This is a genomic window from Geminisphaera colitermitum TAV2, assembly GCF_000171235.2.
Taxonomy (GTDB): domain Bacteria; phylum Verrucomicrobiota; class Verrucomicrobiia; order Opitutales; family Opitutaceae; genus Geminisphaera; species Geminisphaera colitermitum.
Window position 1 is genome coordinate 71,964 of record NZ_ABEA03000085.1, and the last position, 17,717, is coordinate 89,680.

The following is a 17,717-nucleotide window of genomic DNA, read 5'->3' on the forward strand; positions in this document are numbered from 1 at the left end:
TCCTCTTTTTTCCCGCTGCATAATCCAACGCCTCATGGCCATACATCTACCTGATCTTGTTGTGCTTGCGCTTTACTTTACCGGCACCGTGGTGCTCGGTCTTCGTTTCAGTCGGCGAAGCAAAAAAAGCACGGAGGCTTATTTTCTGGGAGGACGCTCTTTTCCGGGGTGGGCGATTGGCATCAGTTTGATCGGCTCGATGATCAGCTCGGTTACGTTTATCGCGTATCCTGCCGATTCGTTCAAGACGGCGTGGGTCCGCTTTCTGCCCAATCTGGCATTCCCGTTGGTGGTCCTGCTTTCGGCCTGGTTGTTCATCCCGTTTTTCCGGCGGGGCACGATCTCGTCCGCCTACCAATATCTCTCGATTCGCTTCGGTCCGTCGGTATCCACATATGCAGCGGCTGTATTCTTGCTGTCCAACATCTTCCGGATTGCGACGATCACTTATCTGGTGGCGATGCTGCTTTCGGCAGTGGTTAATATCCCCGTCGGATGGAGCATCCTTCTGGCGGGTGGCATCACGGCGATCTATGTGGCCAAAGGAGGAATGGAAGCCGTTGTTTGGACCGAGGTAATGCAAACGATGGTCCTGATATGCGGAGCACTTTTCTGCATCGGTTTTGTTATATGGATCATCCCGGGCGGGCTGGGACAGATCGTCACGGAGGCTTGGGAGTCGGGGAAACTTTCATTTCGTGACTTGAATCAGGCGACAGGCGAATTGGAGCCAATTAAATCGGGCATCACGCTCACGGACAAAACCGGTCCCATGCTCGTGTTGGTTGGGTTTGTCCAGTATCTGGCGGGTAAACTGGACCAGATTACGGTGCAACGCTGGTGCGCCGCCAAATCGGCCAGAGAAGCCAGCAAGTCCATGGTGGTGTTGGGCATTGCGAGTGTGCCGGTGTGGGCGCTTTTTATGTTTCTTGGCACATGCCTTTGGGTTTATTTTCAGCACCATCCGACAGGTGTTTCGCAGGCGGTGCTGGCCGGGCAAGCCAAGGCGGAGGAGATCCTTCCGCACTTTATTGTCACGGTGTTGCCAGCGGGCGCGGCAGGACTGGTCATCGCGGCGGCGCTGGCGGCGGCGATGTCCACGCTCGGCGGGTGCATCAGTGCGGTCAGTATGGTGTGGGTGCGCGACTTGTATCAGCCGCATTTGGTCAAGGGTCGTGATGACAGGCATTATTTGCGCGTCGGTTTCATCGCATCCATCGTCGCATCAGGCCTGATGATGGGTGGAGCCTGGCTTTTTTATAAATCTAATTCCAAGACATTTGCAGACTTGGCACTTATCTTGAGCGCATTGATGGGAGGGGGGATTCCAGGAGCGTTTTTGTTGGGAATGCTGACGCGCATCGCTGACTTGCGTGCGGTTATCACGGGAATCATTGCCAACGTTCTTTTCACCACATGGGCGCTTTCGATGCAGTTTGGGCTGACTTCGATGGTTTTTGATCTCTATTACACGGCGATCTTGGGGAACGTAATTACATTCGGGGTCGGCTATCTCTCGGCCAGATTGCGGCGGGTGAAACCTGACAGAGACCTGACGAACCTCACCGTTTGGGACCAGTCATCGGAAAAATTAGTGTAATTCCCTCCATTTCAACATGGTAGTGTGTGCGCGGGGGGGGGGGGGGGGGGGGAGGGATAAAAATATCAGCTCTGCGCCACGAAGGGCTCGATATGCACGCTGACGCGCCTCTTTTCCTCCGGGTGGCGGATGTGCCAGAGCAGGATTTCCACCATCTGTTCACCGAAGGCTTCGGGCGCGATGTCGATGCTGGCAGGGCGAGGGTCCAGACCTGCCAAATATGCCGGCTCATTGCCGAAACTGATGATTTCAATATCCTTACCCAAGACGAGTTGGCGTTTTTTCAAGAGCGGATAAACATGGGCGGTGATTGAGTCGTCCGGGATAAACAGGCCGACAGGGAAATTCCGGAGGGTTAGAATTTCGTCAATCAAAGGCTCCAGCAAGGCATTGAACCGTCCAAAAGCGTCGGCTGTTGGCTCCGGCATCGGCATTTCGCCGCTTCCAATCCGCGTCACCTTGCAGCCTTGGAGCTTCGCCTTGAATTCAAAAGCCTGAAGGCGTTTTTCCATGACTTGGTGATGAAAGGGATACAGTCCGGCCAGCACTTTGTGGCCGCGTTCAATCAGATACTGGGCAGCGAGTTGGCCGGATTCATCGTTCCCCTGCATCACCTGACTGGCGGGCAGATTGGCATGGGATGCGGCCCACACTGTGGGAACATCCTCAAGGTGACGGGTAATTTCATCCGAAGCGGCAGGACCATAAATCAAAACTCCCGCGACCTTCTTTTCCCTTACACAGGGCGGAACTTGGTCGAGGGAATTCCCGAAGCCCATCACGACATCCAGTCCGTGAAATCCGGCGTTGCGGACAATGCCCCTGACCTGCCGAACAAATAAATCAGTTGCAAATAGATAAGCATCATTTGTTTGTAAGATACAAATGGTGCCATGCTCGCGTTCCGGGCGGTTTGCAGCGGTCGCAATCCGCTTGCGTCCACGTTTTCGCACAGGTTTGCCGAGCCGGGTGACGATTTCGTTGATTTCCCTTCGCTTGGCCGTGGAAACACCAGGCAATCCGTGCAGAGCGCGAGAAACGGTTGCGGTTGAAACGTTTGCAGCCTGCGCAATTTCACTAAGCAAAGTGGAGCTCATTTCTTGCGAATTTAATAAGGTCCAATTTTCCAAGAATGTCTATCGGTGCAAGATAGAATCTTTGCCTCTCCCTGATACACCTTCTGATCTGCTAATTTCCCCCATAAAAAGCAGCCGATTCGAAGATAAATCAACGCAACAAAAGAGTAATTACTTAAGAAATTGCTATTGACGACCTGCGTCAGAATCATCACACAAATCAGCATCGCATCTGGAATCCCGATTCCCAACACGGCCTCACATGACCACGTCCGCTCCCCATGCTCCCCAAATGCCCACGCGCCCTTCGCCCTCACCCTCGTCGTCGTCGTCGTCCGCAGCTACGGGCAATCGCGGCACACTAAAAATCGCGGAGACTCTCTGCGAACGGGCAATCAATCCACTGGGATTGGATCGGCTCCGTCCACGTCTGAGCTGGCGCATGATCCCCGCGTTTTCGGGTTCCCAATCAACCGAAAATGCACCGCGCGGTCTGCGACAAAGCGCCTGGCAAATCCTCGTCGCCTCGGACGAACAACGCCTGCGAATCGGCGCGGCAGACTTGTGGGATTCGGGCAAGGTTTCCGGCGAGGCCGACGTCCACTCAATCGCCATTCCCTATGATGGCATTCCCTTGCGCTCCCGCCAACGATGCCATTGGTGCGTACGAGTCTGGGACCAGAACGATGTCCCATCAGATTTCAGCGCACCGCAACACTGGGAAATGGCCCTCTTGGAGCCCGGCGACTGGCAGGCGGAGTGGGTTGGATACCCGGCCGGGTGGACTGGACGCACCAAGTATTTCCGTCGCGTGTTTGAGCTCGGTCAACCAGTCCTGAAAGCTCGCGCCTACATCGCCGGACTCGGTTATCACGAATTACGCATCAACGGGGAAAAAGTCGGCGACCACGTCCTTGATCCCGGCTGGACCGACTATTCCAAGCGCGTCCTTTACGTCACCCACGACATCACCGGCCACCTGCAAACGGGACGCAACGCAGTCGGTGTCATTGTTGGACACGGCTGGCACGGCTCCCCGATCCTGAAGCTGCAACTGGAGGTCGCTTACACCGATGGCAGCGAGGAGCGGATATTCACCCAAGGCGGGCAGTCCGGCGCCCCTCACCTTTGGTATGTGAACGGCGGTCCCCTGATCAGCGACAGCATTTACGACGGGGAAAATTACGACGCCCGTCTGGAACAAGACGGCTGGGATCGTCCGGTTTCCCTCGCCACAGAATCGCGTGAAGACATGTGGGACACCGTGGTCCCGGTCTGCCCGCCCGCCGGGATGCTCGTGGCCCAGACCAGCGAGCCCATCAAGATTGTGGAAACCCTGCGCCCCGTTCTCATGCAGGAGCCGCGGCCCGGCGTGTTCGTTTTCGATGCCGGGCGCAATCTCGCCGGCTGGGCCCGGCTGCATGTTCGGGGTCCACGCGGCACTCGCATCACGCTTCGTTTCGCCGAAAACCTCCACGCCGATGGCACCGCGGATCAACGCGCGCTGCGCAAAGCCGCCGCGACCGACACCTATATACTGCGCGGCAACGACCATGGTGGCGACCGGGAGGCATGCGCCCCGGAAACATGGGAGCCGCGTTTCACGTATCACGGATTTCGCTACGTGCAGGTCGAAGGCCTGCCGCCCGGCCAAGCCAGCCTCGACACGCTCGACATCCGCGTCGTGCGCTCAGCGGTGTCGCGCAACGGGAGTTTCACTTGCGGCAACGATCTGCTCAATCGCATCCAGGCAACCGTGGTTCACACCGAGGCGAGCAACCTTCACAGCGTGCCCACCGACTGCCCGCAGCGCAACGAACGCATGGGCTGGCTTAACGACATGACCGTGCGGGCCGAGCAATCGCTCTACAATTTTCGTCTGGACCGGTTTTACGAAAAGTGGCTCTCGGATATCGCCGACACCCAGGCCGACGATGGCAGCATCACCGACACCGCACCCTTCAAATGGGGAAAGCGTCCGGCCGATCCCGTGTCGGTCAGCTACCTCTTGCTCGGCTGGCTTTGCAACGCGCACTATCTGGACACGGAGTATCTAAACACCCACTACACCGGCTTCGCGCGCTGGACCGATTATCTGCTCTCGTGCTCGGAAAATTTCATCATTCGCCACAGCAGTTGGGGCGACTGGGCACCGCCAAAAAACTTTGCCGTGGCCGGAAGCGATGGCGGTGGTGCGATTGCCTCCGGCACCCCCGGCAGCCTCGTGTCCACCGGTTTTCTCCATTACCATGCCCGGCTCCTCTCCCGCATCGCCGCCCTGCTTGGCCGTGCGCAGGATGCCGCCCGCTGGGAAGACACCGCCCGGCAAGTGGCCGATGCCTTCAACCGGGAATTTTGGGACGAAGCCGCCGGTGGCTACGGCACGAACAACCAAGCCTGCAACGCGCTCGCCCTTTTCCTCAAACTCCCATCGCCGGAGCGCACGCCCAGAGTCGTTCAAAACCTGGTCTCCGACATTGAGCGGCACGGCGGCCATCTCAGCACCGGCAATCTCTGCACCAAGTATCTGCTGGAAGTTCTCACCGAGCATGGCCACGTGGATGTCGCCTACAGGATTGCCACGCAAACTACGTATCCCAGCTGGGGATACATGCTCAACATGGGAGCAACGACACTCTGGGAACGTTGGGAGCACCTCACCGGAGCCTCGATGAATTCGCACAACCACCCCATGCACGGATCGGTCAGTAGCTGGTTTTACAAATACCTTGCCGGTATCCGTTGCGAGATCGACGAAACCGGAGCCAGCCGGATTGTGATCCATCCCTATTTCCCGCGCGGACTCGACCGCGTTGAAGCCTCCTACGATGGCCCGCACGGACGAATCGCAAGCGCGTGGGAAAATCGCGACGGACACCTCACGCTATGCGTCACCATTCCAGTCAACGCACAAGCCATCGTTTACATTCCATCCCCCCCCCCCCCCCGCGCGAACACCACCACAGGGACGCGCCAGATTCTGGAAAGTGGAATCCCCGTCAGTGAAATCCCCGCCATTCGCCAGCTCACTCCTCCATGCCCGCACGCTGATCGAATCACCCTCGAAATCGGATCGGGAAACTACCGTTTCGAAACCACCTGCACCTGACAGTCCCGTTCTTCTTTTGTCCATGAAACACACACCAACGCGCTCACATCTCCTTTCGCTTGTTGCCGCCCTCCCTGCCGTCCTCGCTATTGGCGCCGCGTCTGCTTTTGGCTCTGCCGACGAACCAAATCCACCCATTGTCTGGCTTCGCCCCGCCAGCTTTGACCCTGCCAAAAACAAGCTCGGCCTGCCCGAACTCGAAGGCGCAAAACACACCCTTTTTTACGAGCCTTTGCCTTCCCATGCCGATCCCGCCGATGGCGGCAACGGCGAGTATGAAAGCCTGCGGCACGGCACCTACAACCACCACCAGCAATTCCTCGTCAACGGCGACAAAGTGATCGTTTACTGGACCAACCACGTGCAGGACGAAAACGGACCCGGCCAGCGCATCATCGCCAAGGTCGGCACCATCGCGAGCGACGGCACCCTCGTTTGGGGCGGCAACGAAACCCTCATGGAAATCGCCCCTCCCGTCATGCCCCCCAAACGCCGCCAGTTCGACAACAAGGGCGACGTGCTCGACAGCGCGGCCCTCGACGCGACCCTTTCGCTCTTCCCCCACACCAACAATGGCAAAATGCTCCTAAGCGGGCGCATCTTCGCCTGCGACGGCTGGACCGACGACATGCGCTACCACAACAGCCAGTTGCGCCACCCCGTCCCCGCCGAACATTACCGCAGCGGCTTGGACAAAGCATCCGGCTTCCGTTGGGACATCTACCGGGCGCTTGGCGCCTTCGTCCGCGAATTCGATTTTGTTGACGGAAAACTTACACCCACCTCGCCCGTTTACCTCTTGCACGAGCCCGTTCCCGCCTCCCTCGAAGTGACACCCGGCGTGGTGAAAAAACTCGCGCCCCTCAACGCTCCCTACCGCGACGCGAAACCTTTCGATCAGGCACCGCGAGAAATCCGCGACGCCCTCGCGCAAACCAACCGCGACCGCGCCCCCTGGCAGGGTTTCCCTCAATACGCCAAAGGAATTTTCAAACTCGCCGCCAACGGCAAAAATGGTCTCGCCCACTGGACTGAATTTCAACGCCCCGACGGCAAACGCGTCATCATCCGCGACAATCTTCTCGACCCGACGAACTACTATGCCGCCGTGCGCGATGCATCGGGAACCTATTCGCCGGGCATCCGCACCAACCTCTTCGGCACAGCCATGCCCGTCTCAGGCAACCTGCCCGACGGCTCCGTCTGGATTGTCGGCAGCAACATGGACCGCACGGACATGTTCATCACGCACTCTCGCGACGGCATCACTTTCGACCGCACCTGGTCGCTCATCCACCGTCGCGACCGCGTTCTCGAAGGCGTCAGCAAACCTCCCTTCGGCGGCCCGCAATACTTCAAAGCCATCACCATCGGACAGAGCATCTGGATCGTTTACAGCATCGGCAAAGAGTCGCTCGGCCTCACCGAGATCCCCTTCTCCGCACTCCAGACCCGATAACCCCGCCATATCTTGTCACCATGAAATCTCGTGCTTTCACCCTGATCGAACTCCTCACCGTGATCGCCATCATCGGCATCCTCGCCAGCATCATGATTCCAGTCGTCTCCAGCGTTCGCAACAAGGCCCGCGGAGCGCACTGCACCTCGAATTTCCGCCAGATGGGCAACGCCTTGTTGATGTATATCGGTGAGCACAAGAATACGCTGCCCGGTCCCGTCAGTGCCGGTCAGGCTGTTTTTTACACGCTCAATAGTGATGGTGAAATCACCAAGACTGGCGGCGTGCTCGAATATCTTTTCCCTTATCTTAACGAGCCGGCCCGGCCCGCCGGTGCCACCTATAATTCGGTGGTTTTCCTCTGTCCCTCCTGGGTGCTTCAACGCTCCCGCGATGGTGTTAACATCAGCGGCCTCTTCATCAGTGGACAGGCTTATCAGGCGGATACGGAATATATGGGGCCATGGGGGGGAACCCGGCCCCCGAGGCAGATTTCCATGGTGCCTTCTCTCTCGCGGATATGGGCGATTCGCGAGACCGACAAGGATGCTACTTATGCCGGCAAAGGTAGCGACAATGGCGGACGTCTCATCAGCAAACCCGCGCACGATTCCTATCGCAACAACCTCTACTACGACGGCCACGTCTCCCCCCGTCGCCTCGACGACGAACCCATTAACCCCGCGCCCTGAGCCGACCTGAATCTCGTATTCATATTCCCATGACCATAAAAAAACCAACATCTCTCATTCTGACATTTGCCTGCTGTGTGCTCTCTCATGTTACCGCGCAGGAAATCTCGTCTCTGGCACAAGCTCCCGCCACCGGCGTCAACATCAACCAAAGCACGGTCACTAATGACGAACCGGGCGGTGTTTCCGTCCGCTACCTCAACGAATCCCAACGCCGCGGGGCCTCCCAAACTTTTGAGTGGAACACCAATGGGAAAATGACCGGATTCGGAATCAAAATTTCCGCGCAAGCCGCCGCGCGCTATCCATTGCGCGACCCGCAAAAATTCGAAATCGCCATCCACGAGATTAGTAACCCCCTTCACGGACGCCTTGTTGTCAACCGCCTCGCCCTCCTGCCCGTCACGCTCGACGCCTCTCTTGTGAAGGCAGGCCATTACCTCTATTTCACACTGGCCACGCCGCTTCCTCTCAAAAAATACGTCGCCTACGGATTTCACATCCGCCCCGTCGAACTCGTTGATGGCAACCACCTCCATCTCGCCTGGGGCAAAGGTGCCGAAACCTACCAAGCCGGTGTCGCCAGCATGACACTTGGCATCCCCTACAACGATGGCGACGGCTACGGACGCGAACCGGCGGCACGGGATTTCGACCTCGTATTTTTCACCACCAGCGAACGCTCGGACAACTGACCAGACATTCTGCAAAAAAACATGAAACGACTCCCCGTCACATGTGTATTTTGCCTTTTGGCCGCGTTGCCCGCCGCCCGCGCAACCGACATTCGCACCTTCCCCTCCCCCCCCCCCGCCGAGGCCCGGAAGGAACGTATCTGGGATACCGATACATTGTTCGCAGCTCCGCCCACACACGATACCTCGGCAACCGGTTTCATCGCACACGACGGCATCGCGCCCGTATTCTATGACAGTGTTCCGTATCAAGGTCGCCCGACGCGCGTGTTCGCATGGGTCGGCATTCCGAACACACCACCCGGCGTCAAGGTCCCTGGCATCGTCCTTGTGCATGGCGGCGGCGGCACTGCCTTCCGTGACTGGGTAAAACTCTGGATGGATCGTGGCTACGCGGCCATCGCCATGGACACCTACGGCTGCATTCCAACCGCTGAGGACGGCATGAACGTGAAAAGCAAACACCATCCGGATGGCGGTGCGCCTTTTGCCGGTGGCGGCTTCAAGCAGGCCGACCTCCCCGTGCAGGATCAGTGGATGTATCATGCCGTTGCCGCGGTTGTTCGCGGACACAGCCTGTTGCGCTCCATGCCCGGAGTTGATCCCGACCGCATCGGACTGACCGGCATCTCCTGGGGCGGCATCCTCACCGGGATCGTCGCCAGCGTGGACACCCGGTTCAAGTTTGCCGCTCCGGTTTACGGATGCGGTTTCCTCGGCGAGAACTCATTCTGGCTAACCAGCGTGTTTCAGGAAACCTCCCCATCGATAATAGAAAAATGGATACGACTATGGGACCCAAGCCAGCACGTCTTCCGCATCGCCATGCCCATGCTGTTTTGCAACGGAACCAACGATAAACATTTCCGCCCCGACTCATGGCAAAAGACCTGGCGGCTGGTTCCCGTCCCTCCCGCCTCCGTGACGCTCTCCCTGAAAATCCGCATGGGCCACGGCCATCCGCCGTCCGGCGATCCGCGCGAGATAACCGTATTCGCCGACTCGATACTCCGCGGGCTCGAACCATTGACCGCCATCATTGATCAGGGTGAGACCGACGGCTCCGCATGGGTTCGCTATTCCAGTCCACGCCCCGTTCGCAGCGTGTATTTCGTTTACACGCAGGACGAGGGAGACTGGCCCCTGCGAGAGTGGAAACAGACGCTGGCTGCCATCGTCGGCGACAGGGCCACGTTCACCATCCCCGCCCAAACAACGGCCTGGTATTTCAACATTCTCGATGACCGCGGCTGCACCGTCAGCAGCGGGCTCGTCACACCAAACACACCAAAATAGAATCCCATGAAAGCATACAAAACAGTCCACTCGCTTACCGACTGGAGGCGCACCATTGCGTTGCCATTGCTGTCTCTCGCCATCGCGCCTCTGGCCGCTCAAACAACCACCTGGACCGGCGGCGGCGCAAACACGAACTGGAGCACGTCGGCCAACTGGAGCGCCGCGCCCGCCGGTCAGGACGTGCTCTTCACCAACGCGGGGACTGGAGCCGACGCTGCCACCGTCACCAGTATCGTCGATGACAACTACACCATCGGATCGTTGCGGTTCGACTATATGAACCCGGCGGAGGCCAACACCAACACTTGGCAGAACATCCAGATCAACTCCGGGAAAACGCTGACGGTGAATGGCAGTCTCTCCATCGGCTCCTCGACGGAACCTGCGACTTACGGCAACACCAACTATGCCCACCCAAATTATCTGACCATTGGGGGAGCAGGCTCTCTCGTCGTCAACGGTGGCGGCACCGGAAGCGTGACGATTCTTCCGCCAAACACGACGACCGCTCAATTCCGCTACATGCGCACCGCGACCCTCAACCTGCAGAATCTGGCAAGCTTTTCGGCGACCAATCTGGACCGGTTCGTGCTCGGTGCTGACCGCAGCGGCGGCGTGTCCTGGATCAGCAGCCAAGTGATACTCGCCCAAAACAACACCATCCAGGCGTCCACCTTGGTCATGGACGGCTTCGCAGGCTCGTCCCGGGTGTCATTGGGCACGACGAACACGGTGCATGTGGACGACATCCTCATCGGCCATCAATCGCTTCCTGCGCAAACGTGGGCCCAAGGCGCCGCCACGCTGGCCTTCCGTTCCGGTGTCACTGGTGCCACCGTCGAAATCCGGGGAAAAGATGGCCTAAGCGGAGCCGACATCCTCGTAGGCCGCAGCGGACTGCCTTATTTGGCCACGATTACCGGCACGGCCGGTGAAGGCACCCTCAACCTCGAAGGCGGCACGACCGACGCCAGGGTCAACAACCTCGTCATCGGCCTCGCCGACCAAGGAACCACCAACCTGACCTCCGGCTCCGCCGTCACTGGCACCGCCATCCTTGGGGCCGGTCTGATGGAAGCCGCCAATGTCGTCGTCGGTCGCACCACGACCGGCAACACAAACACCAACGACGGCATCACCGCCGCCGCCACGCTCACCATCAAAAACGGTGGCACTCTCGATGTATCCGGAAACCTGATACTTGGCGATGCGCAGCAGTCCAGGATTGCCCTCACCTCCACCCTCAATCTCCAACTCGGCACCCTCAAGGCCTCCTCCATCAGCACCGGAGCCAGCGCCGCGGGGACGGGGATCGGCAAAAAAACCGTGGCCTTCAACTGGAGCCAGAACACGACCATCCAAAACCACGCCAACGCCAGCCTCCACATCAGCGAGGGCGTTAATCTGACGCTACTCGGAACCGGTGTGCATACCTTCAACATCGACGATGGCCAGACTGGCACCGTTGACTCTTCCATCCTCGGCGAAGGCGGCGTTGCCAAGACCGGCGAAGGCACCCTGGTGCTCAACTCCACCGGCAACACCTACACTGGAACCACCACCGTTTCGGCGGGCCGTCTGATTGTGAACGGCAGCCTCGCCAGCAGTGCCGTCACCCTGAACAACGGAGCCGCGTTGCGGGCGACCGATACCATCTTTGCTGCTCTCACCTGGAACGGTGGTGCAAAAATCGAGGCCGACCTCGTCAGCCTCTCCGCTGGCCTGTCACTGAACGGCGCCTTCACCCAAGGAACCGGCGGCGGTTTTGTTTTCGATTTCCTTAACACCGGTGAAGTCGGCCAGACCTACACGCTCATCAGCGGCTGGACTTCGACCAGTTTTGTCGGAACCGCTTTCGGCTATGAAAATCTGGCCGCCGGATTGCTCGGCACCTTTGACCTCACTGGCAACACCCTGACCTTCACCACCACCGCCATACCTGAACCTGCGGTAACCACGTCCATCATGCTGACCGTCGTGGCGACGGCTGCGGGCATTGCGCGCCGACGCATCGGCAACCGCTCCCGCAACCGCAACTGAACCTCCGCGCATAAAGAAACAAAATAATCCGGCGGGCATCGGTGCGAACCGCTGCCCACCACTCATTCGTTTTTCCCAATCCATGAAAATCCTGGAGATCGAGACACCGTCCACCCGCGCCCCATCTTCGCGTCATGTTACGCCTGCCCTGCCCGGAGGCGCATGGCCGGTGTTGCTCACCCCCTTCGATGCAAACCGCAAAATCGACTGGTCCGCCTACCGCCGCCTGATCGACTGGTACATCGACAACGGAGCCTCCGGCCTGCTCGCGTCATGTCTTTCCAGCGAGCTCTTCCATCTCTCCTTCACCGAGCGCAAGGAACTGGTTGCCCGTGCGGTGCAACACACACGTGGCCGTGTGCCCGTGGTTGCCTCCGGCGCGCTGGGCAACACACCGCAGGAAGTCGCAGCGCAAGTGCGCGATCTGGCGGAAGCCGGACCCGCCGCCGTGGTCCTCCTCACCAACCAAGGCGTGCTCCCTGAGCAGGACGAATCCGCCCTCCGCAGTTGTGTGGAAACAATCATGGAAGACGTCCCCGCCGACATCGACCTCGGCCTCTACGAATGCCCCGTGCCGCAAAAACGCCTCTTGAGCCCCGGACTGGTTCATCATTTCGCCGCCACCAACCGCTTTGTGTTTTTCAAGGAAACAAGCTGTCAGGTCGATGTATTTACTTCAAAGATACAGGCCGCCGCAGGCACCCGGCTGGGCATTTACGCCGCTGACAACCCGACGCTGCTGGCCTCGCTCCAGGCCGGAGCTCGCGGCTACAGCGGCATCGCGGCCAACGGCATCTGCGCTGAAATATCCTCCCTCTGCAAAAACTGGAAACGCGATCCCCGGCTCGCCACCACCCTGCAAACCCTCATCGGCCCCGCCTCCGTGGTCATCGGCACGCGTTACCCCGCCAGCGCGAAATATCTCCTGCGCGCGGTCCTCGGCACCTCCGTTGAATGCCGTTGGATGGATGCCTCCACCCTCTCGGAAAGTGACCGCGGGGCACTCGATCAACTCTCTGCCCTCGTCCTCGGCATTGCCCACCACACCATTTCGTAGCGATAATTGGCCCCAAAAACACGACGCCTGCATACTGCCCCCCGCATCCTCCTCCCTGCATCTTCCGCCCGCCACAAGCACGCATCACGCCTTGCCTTGGTAATGCATTGGGGGACTGGGCTCCGCCCAAAAAATTTGTCGGGACGACGAGGGCGGGCAACGTTCAGCCGGAAGGCATGAAAAGACGCCGCTTGGCGGGCCGCTTTCAGGTTGAATGAGAGATTGCGTTGAAGGATAAAGGCTGCGCTCGGGTGCCGCGCTGGCGCGAAGGACGCGATCGAACGCCCGCCTGTTTTTCAAACATCTCCCTCCCCCTTATGCGACGCTTCCCATTCTCCCATTTCCTTTTCATCCTTGCCCTGACCGCGAAGTCGCTCGAAGCCGCGCCGACTGCCGGCGCGGAGCCTTTTTTCGAAATCCTGCCTCAGCCGGTGATCAAAGGCCTCGTGCATTTGCCCGGCGTGCTGGTCACGGATGCTGATACGGTGCTGCTGATCGCCCAGAGCCGCATCAAGAAGGGAGATCGGGATCCTGCGGATGTGGTCGTCACGCGCAGCTTGGACCAGGGAAAGACCTGGAGCGCCCCCGTGAAGCTGTATACCTCGGACGGCGCGAGCCACATGGGCTACAGTTGCATGCTGGTCGAGGATCGCACGACCACGCCCCACACGATTCTCGCCTATTACACGGTCGGCCCGGCCGGCTGGAAGGAAGCCGCCAGCTCGTCTGGTATGGGCGGCGCAGCACCGACGAAGGCGCGAAATGGAGCGAGCCGTTCCTCGTAAAAAATGACGGCAACGCGGAGTCCAAGCCAACCAATGGCGGCCACGGTTTTCAATTCAGCGACGGCCGCATGGTCATCCCGGGCCGCAAGAGTTTTCTCACCAGCGACGACGGGGGAGTCTCTTGGACAACCCGGGGCACCGCCGAAACTGTCGAGACCAAGGTGGCTCCGCTGCCCGGCGCCGACGGGACGGACAGACTCTATCTCATCGCACGCAAATCCCGAAACTACCGCATTTATGGTGCTTTCGGCGAAAAGCTCGCCGAAGAAGGCGATCATCGAAATGTTTTCCCGAGTTCGGGCCGCAACCCCGGACTCGCACTCTACGCAGCCCGACGCGCAGGCGATCCGAATATTCTGCTCATGTCCGGCATTCGCTCCCCGAAAGATCGCATCTTCAGCATCACCTACAGCACGGACGAGGGCCGGTCGTGGTCGTCGGAGAAACGAATCGATGAGACGGGATGGTATTCCGACATCGGAGTGACCAAGGACGGCACGATCATCGTGGCCTACACGGTTAATTTTTCGGCCAATCTGAAAATCGCGCGGTTTAATCTGCCGTGGATGATGGAGAAGTAAGCTGAGCTGGCGGATTCGTGATCCGCCCAAGCTCTCCCTAAAACTTTCTTGCCCTTATCGGCGGCCTTTTTGTCTTCGCCGTGTGCGCGGCGCACGCCGCCATCGACATCCATTCAGCCGACCTCAAGGGCGATGGCGCGACAGACGATACGACCGCTCTTCAAAATGCCTTGGGGCGGGGAAAAGTGGAGCTGGTTTTTTCCCGAGGCGTTTACCTGATCGGCACAGGGCAATCCTGAGAAGGGGCGAACCTTGCCTTTTGACATGCTGCAAAAAGCCCGGCCCGGGCCGGGAGGGGGGGGGGGGGGGGGAGAGGCAGAGAACCGGGACGGCAATCACGTAGTTTCTCCACGATGACGCGAAGAAACGGCTTTTGTGAGGCACACACGTTCCGCTGGAACACTCCGGCGGTTTCCACGCTCGCGTGTATCAGTCCGGCAATGACACCCTGATAGTTGGTGTGCAAGCCGTGCAAAAATACTCAACACCTCCGCCTCCCTCGCCATCCGCGCCTGTTCTTGTCGCTAATGTTCTGTCGCTAATTCGCACTTGAGGCACAGTTGCGCCTGCGACGATGATTCGTTGCTTTAAGCAAATGCCTAATCGCGCCAACAAAATCGTCCGGGCCTGGCTGGAGTCGCCCACTCACGGCATCATTGAACTCGATCACGACTGGCGCGCCCGCCACCTCCCCCCGCTCCTCCTCGGCAACGGCACGGAATTTGCCACCCTCCAACGCATCCCCGACTACACCTTTGGCCTCGACCACGCCTACATGCTCGACCGCAAAGGCGACATCGTCTTCTTTATCCCCCAAGACGCCTGCCCCCTCCCCACAGGCAAAACCCGCCCCCCCTTCCCCATCCCGGACGACGACCCTGCCATCCCCGATGACGCCACCCTCATCGACATTGACGCCCCCCCCCCCCCCCACACACACGCCGACACCGTTTACCTCGCTGGCGACTTCAACCAATGGCACCCCTACGACCACCCCGAGTGGGCCCTCCACCCCGCAATCATTGACGGCAACCCCCTCCTCATCTGGCGCGGCCCCGCCGAACGCTTCCTCTCCCCCCCCCCCGACGCCCGTATCCAATTCAAATTCGTCACTGCCGCCGGCCGCTGGTTCGATGTCCCCCCCACCGCCCCCAACGCCGTCCGCGATCCACTCGGCAACTACAACCGCACCATCGACCCCGACCGTACCGGCTGGCACCTCTTCCGCTTCACCGTCCCCGCCCCCCTCGACCTCGCCCAATCCTGGACCGTGCAATGGGTTGGCGACGGCAGCGCGCCCCTCATGCCGGGCCCCTTCTTTTACAACCTCCACACCACCCTCCCCCTCGGTGCCATCGTGCGCGGCCAGCACCGCGGCAACGACACCACCTTCCGCATCTTTGCCCCCCGCGCCCACTCCGTGGAACTCCACCTCTGCGACGATCTCGAACGCCAGGACGCCGCCCACGCCTACGCCCTCCAACGCCGCACCGACGCGCACGGCGACGCCGGCGTCTGGGAAATCGTCCTCACCGGCAACCTCCACAACTGGTATTACTGGTACACCATTGACGGTCCCCGCGACGCCTTTGGCCTCTTTCGCCCCACCCACCGCATCCTCGACCCCTGGGCCCTTGCCACCACCGGTCCCCTCGGCCCCGCCATCGTCATCGACCCCGAATGGCTCGGCTCCGCCGACCAACAACAACACAACACCTCCGGCTCAGGGTTCGGGTCAGGGTCCGGGCTCGGCTCCGTCTACAAAACCCCCGCCTGGCACGACCTCGTCATAGCCGAAGCCCACGTTCGCGACCTCGCCGCCCGCGCCCCCCTTGCCCTCTCCACCGACGAACGCCGCGGCTTCACCGGCCTGCGCCGCTGGGTGGACTCGCCCGACTTCTACCTCCACCGCCTCGGCGTCAACTGCGTCGAACTCCAACCCATCCAGGAAGCCGACAACAAAACCCCCGGCGAATACCACTGGGGCTACATGACCAACAATTACTTTGCCCCCACCAGCAGCTACGCCCTCGACCCCGCGCGCGCCTCCGGACTCAAAGAATTTCAAGAACTCGTCGCCGCCTTTCACCGCCGCGGCATCGCCGTCCTCCTCGACGTCGTTTACAACCACGTTGGCGAACCCGCGCACCTCATGTTCATCGACCGCCTCTACTACTTTGAACAAGACGCCTCCGGCAAACTCAGCAACTGGAGCGGTTGCGGCAACGACCTGCGCACCAGCGCTGCCATGGCCACGCGCCTCATCATCGAAAGCTGCACCCACCTCATCGAAGCCTATGGCGTGGACGGCTTCCGCTTCGACCTCGCCGACCTCGTAGGCGTCCCCGTGCTCCGCCAAGTCGAAATCGCCCTCAAACGCGTCAAACCCGACGTCATCCTCATTGCCGAACCCTGGAGCTTCCGCGGCCACGCCGCCGGCGCCCTCCGCGACACCGGCTGGGCGTCATGGAACGACGGATACCGCAACTTCCTCCGCGAATTCGTGCGCGGCGGCGGCACCTCCGAAACCTTTGAATACTTCCTCAAAGGCTCCCCCTGGCACTACGCCAAATGGCCTGCGCAGACCGTCAACTACGTCGAATCCCACGACGACCGCACCTGGATCGACGCCATCACCGAGAACTTCAACGGCAACGGCGACCGCCCCACCGCTGGTGACCGCCAGCGCACGCACCTCATGGCTGCCACCCTCTTCATGTCCATCGGCATCCCCATGCTCTCCGCCGGACAAGATTTCATTCGCTCCAAACAAGGCATCAACAACACCTATCAAATGGGCGACATCAACGCCCTCGATTACCGCCGCATCTACCGCTACCCCACCACGCACACCTATTTCGCGGATTGGATCGCCTTCCGCCAAAGCGAAACCGGCCGCCTCCTGCGTCACTACACACGCGCCAGCGAAGGCTTTTTCCGCTTCATTCGCGACCCGCACAGCAACGCCACTGCCGTCATTTACAACGCCGACCACTCTCAAGGCGACCGCCAGCTCCTCTTCATCATCAACCCCCTCGACCAAGACATCACCCTCCCCCTTGGTGACGAACTCGCCTCGACCGACTGGAAACACCTTGCTGACCAGGAACACTTTTTCCGTCCCACGATGCGCCGCACTGCCCGCCGCGTAACACCCGAGCACTACATGCCCCCCCTCAGTTGCGGCCTCTGGGTACGCGAATGACGAACCTCGTTGTCTTAACGGTAGGGAGGCCTCTCCGAGGCCTCCGCCTCCCGCCACCACGCTCCAAACACCTATCAATTTCGTATTCACCCTCACACTACGCGCCGCGGAGGCCTCGG

The 17,717-nt window shown here is 60.0% G+C and carries 13 protein-coding genes; 11 read left to right on the forward strand and 2 right to left on the reverse strand.

Annotation, left to right across the window (positions count from 1 at the left end; genetic code table 11):
* Window positions 1–34: 34 nt before the first annotated feature.
* Window positions 35–1,600: a sodium:solute symporter family transporter gene (locus tag OBACDRAFT_RS08960; RefSeq protein WP_043584820.1), complete on the forward strand. Its 1,566-nt coding sequence runs from the start codon at window positions 35–37 to the stop codon at window positions 1,598–1,600.
* Window positions 1,601–1,665: 65 nt separating this feature from the next.
* Here the strand turns inward: OBACDRAFT_RS08960 and OBACDRAFT_RS08965 are convergent, their stop codons facing one another.
* A complete protein-coding gene (locus tag OBACDRAFT_RS08965; RefSeq protein ID WP_157836969.1) occupies window positions 1,666–2,730 on the reverse strand; it encodes a substrate-binding domain-containing protein in 1,065 nt (354 codons plus the stop codon).
* A 238-nt stretch (window positions 2,731–2,968) separates the two neighbouring features.
* Here OBACDRAFT_RS08965 and OBACDRAFT_RS08970 point away from each other — a divergent pair, with 238 nt between their 5' ends.
* The 9 genes from OBACDRAFT_RS08970 to OBACDRAFT_RS26390 all read left to right on the forward strand — a co-directional run bounded on the left by OBACDRAFT_RS08970 (window position 2,969) and on the right by OBACDRAFT_RS26390 (window position 14,393).
* A complete protein-coding gene (locus tag OBACDRAFT_RS08970) occupies window positions 2,969–5,785 on the forward strand; it encodes an alpha-L-rhamnosidase (RefSeq protein ID WP_198529867.1) in 2,817 nt (938 codons plus the stop codon).
* A 22-nt stretch (window positions 5,786–5,807) separates the two neighbouring features.
* Window positions 5,808–7,244, forward strand: coding sequence for a hypothetical protein (locus OBACDRAFT_RS08975; protein ID WP_043584824.1), 1,437 nt, complete (start codon window positions 5,808–5,810; stop codon window positions 7,242–7,244).
* A gap of 20 nt (window positions 7,245–7,264) precedes the next feature.
* Entirely contained in the window at window positions 7,265–7,936 is a 672-nt protein-coding gene (locus OBACDRAFT_RS25190) for a type II secretion system protein (RefSeq protein WP_052361549.1), read from the forward strand.
* Window positions 7,937–7,965: 29 nt separating this feature from the next.
* A complete protein-coding gene (locus OBACDRAFT_RS08985; RefSeq protein WP_043584825.1) occupies window positions 7,966–8,631 on the forward strand; it encodes a hypothetical protein in 666 nt (221 codons plus the stop codon).
* A gap of 21 nt (window positions 8,632–8,652) precedes the next feature.
* Complete coding sequence (locus tag OBACDRAFT_RS08990) at window positions 8,653–9,927, forward strand: alpha/beta hydrolase family protein (RefSeq protein WP_052361550.1); 1,275 nt, start codon at window positions 8,653–8,655, stop codon at window positions 9,925–9,927.
* Window positions 9,928–9,933: 6 nt separating this feature from the next.
* Window positions 9,934–11,970 carry a beta strand repeat-containing protein gene (locus OBACDRAFT_RS08995; protein WP_043584827.1) on the forward strand — a complete coding sequence of 679 codons (2,037 nt, stop codon included), beginning with the start codon at window positions 9,934–9,936 and terminating at the stop codon, window positions 11,968–11,970.
* A gap of 82 nt (window positions 11,971–12,052) precedes the next feature.
* Window positions 12,053–13,027, forward strand: coding sequence for a dihydrodipicolinate synthase family protein (locus OBACDRAFT_RS09000; RefSeq protein WP_043584828.1), 975 nt, complete (start codon window positions 12,053–12,055; stop codon window positions 13,025–13,027).
* A 317-nt stretch (window positions 13,028–13,344) separates the two neighbouring features.
* Window positions 13,345–13,812 (forward strand): sialidase family protein, encoded by a 468-nt coding sequence (locus OBACDRAFT_RS29590; protein WP_232766914.1) that lies wholly within the window; start codon window positions 13,345–13,347, stop codon window positions 13,810–13,812.
* On the forward strand, window positions 13,731–14,393 hold the full coding sequence (locus OBACDRAFT_RS26390; RefSeq protein ID WP_232766923.1) for an exo-alpha-sialidase: 663 nt from the start codon (window positions 13,731–13,733) through the stop codon (window positions 14,391–14,393). The genes OBACDRAFT_RS29590 and OBACDRAFT_RS26390 overlap by 82 nt, the downstream gene beginning before the upstream one ends.
* Window positions 14,394–14,506: 113 nt before the next feature.
* On the opposite strand, the gene OBACDRAFT_RS28025 is transcribed toward OBACDRAFT_RS26390, so the two are convergent.
* Window positions 14,507–14,659, reverse strand: coding sequence for a hypothetical protein (locus OBACDRAFT_RS28025; RefSeq protein WP_157836971.1), 153 nt, complete (start codon window positions 14,657–14,659; stop codon window positions 14,507–14,509).
* 329 nt (window positions 14,660–14,988) lie between these two features.
* On the opposite strand from OBACDRAFT_RS28025, the gene OBACDRAFT_RS09015 reads away from it, so the two are divergent.
* Window positions 14,989–17,598, forward strand: coding sequence for an alpha-amylase family glycosyl hydrolase (locus OBACDRAFT_RS09015; protein ID WP_043584889.1), 2,610 nt, complete (start codon window positions 14,989–14,991; stop codon window positions 17,596–17,598).
* Window positions 17,599–17,717: the final 119 nt, after the last annotated feature.

What these genes read in the sequence shown, in the direction of transcription:
- OBACDRAFT_RS08995 (WP_043584827.1), top strand. Translation starts at nt 9,934, where the DNA reads ATGAAAGCATACAAAACAGTCCACTCGCTTACCGACTGGAGGCGCACC.
- OBACDRAFT_RS08975 (WP_043584824.1), top strand. Translation starts at nt 5,808, where the DNA reads ATGAAACACACACCAACGCGCTCACATCTCCTTTCGCTTGTTGCCGCC.
- OBACDRAFT_RS08985 (WP_043584825.1), top strand. Translation starts at nt 7,966, where the DNA reads ATGACCATAAAAAAACCAACATCTCTCATTCTGACATTTGCCTGCTGT.
- OBACDRAFT_RS29590 (WP_232766914.1), top strand. Translation starts at nt 13,345, where the DNA reads ATGCGACGCTTCCCATTCTCCCATTTCCTTTTCATCCTTGCCCTGACC.
- OBACDRAFT_RS08970 (WP_198529867.1), top strand. Translation starts at nt 2,969, where the DNA reads ATGCCCACGCGCCCTTCGCCCTCACCCTCGTCGTCGTCGTCGTCCGCA.
- OBACDRAFT_RS08990 (WP_052361550.1), top strand. Translation starts at nt 8,653, where the DNA reads ATGAAACGACTCCCCGTCACATGTGTATTTTGCCTTTTGGCCGCGTTG.
- OBACDRAFT_RS25190 (WP_052361549.1), top strand. Translation starts at nt 7,265, where the DNA reads ATGAAATCTCGTGCTTTCACCCTGATCGAACTCCTCACCGTGATCGCC.
- OBACDRAFT_RS09015 (WP_043584889.1), top strand. Translation starts at nt 14,989, where the DNA reads ATGCCTAATCGCGCCAACAAAATCGTCCGGGCCTGGCTGGAGTCGCCC.
- OBACDRAFT_RS28025 (WP_157836971.1), bottom strand. Translation starts at nt 14,659, where the DNA reads ATGTCAAAAGGCAAGGTTCGCCCCTTCTCAGGATTGCCCTGTGCCGAT.
- OBACDRAFT_RS08960 (WP_043584820.1), top strand. Translation starts at nt 35, where the DNA reads ATGGCCATACATCTACCTGATCTTGTTGTGCTTGCGCTTTACTTTACC.
- OBACDRAFT_RS09000 (WP_043584828.1), top strand. Translation starts at nt 12,053, where the DNA reads ATGAAAATCCTGGAGATCGAGACACCGTCCACCCGCGCCCCATCTTCG.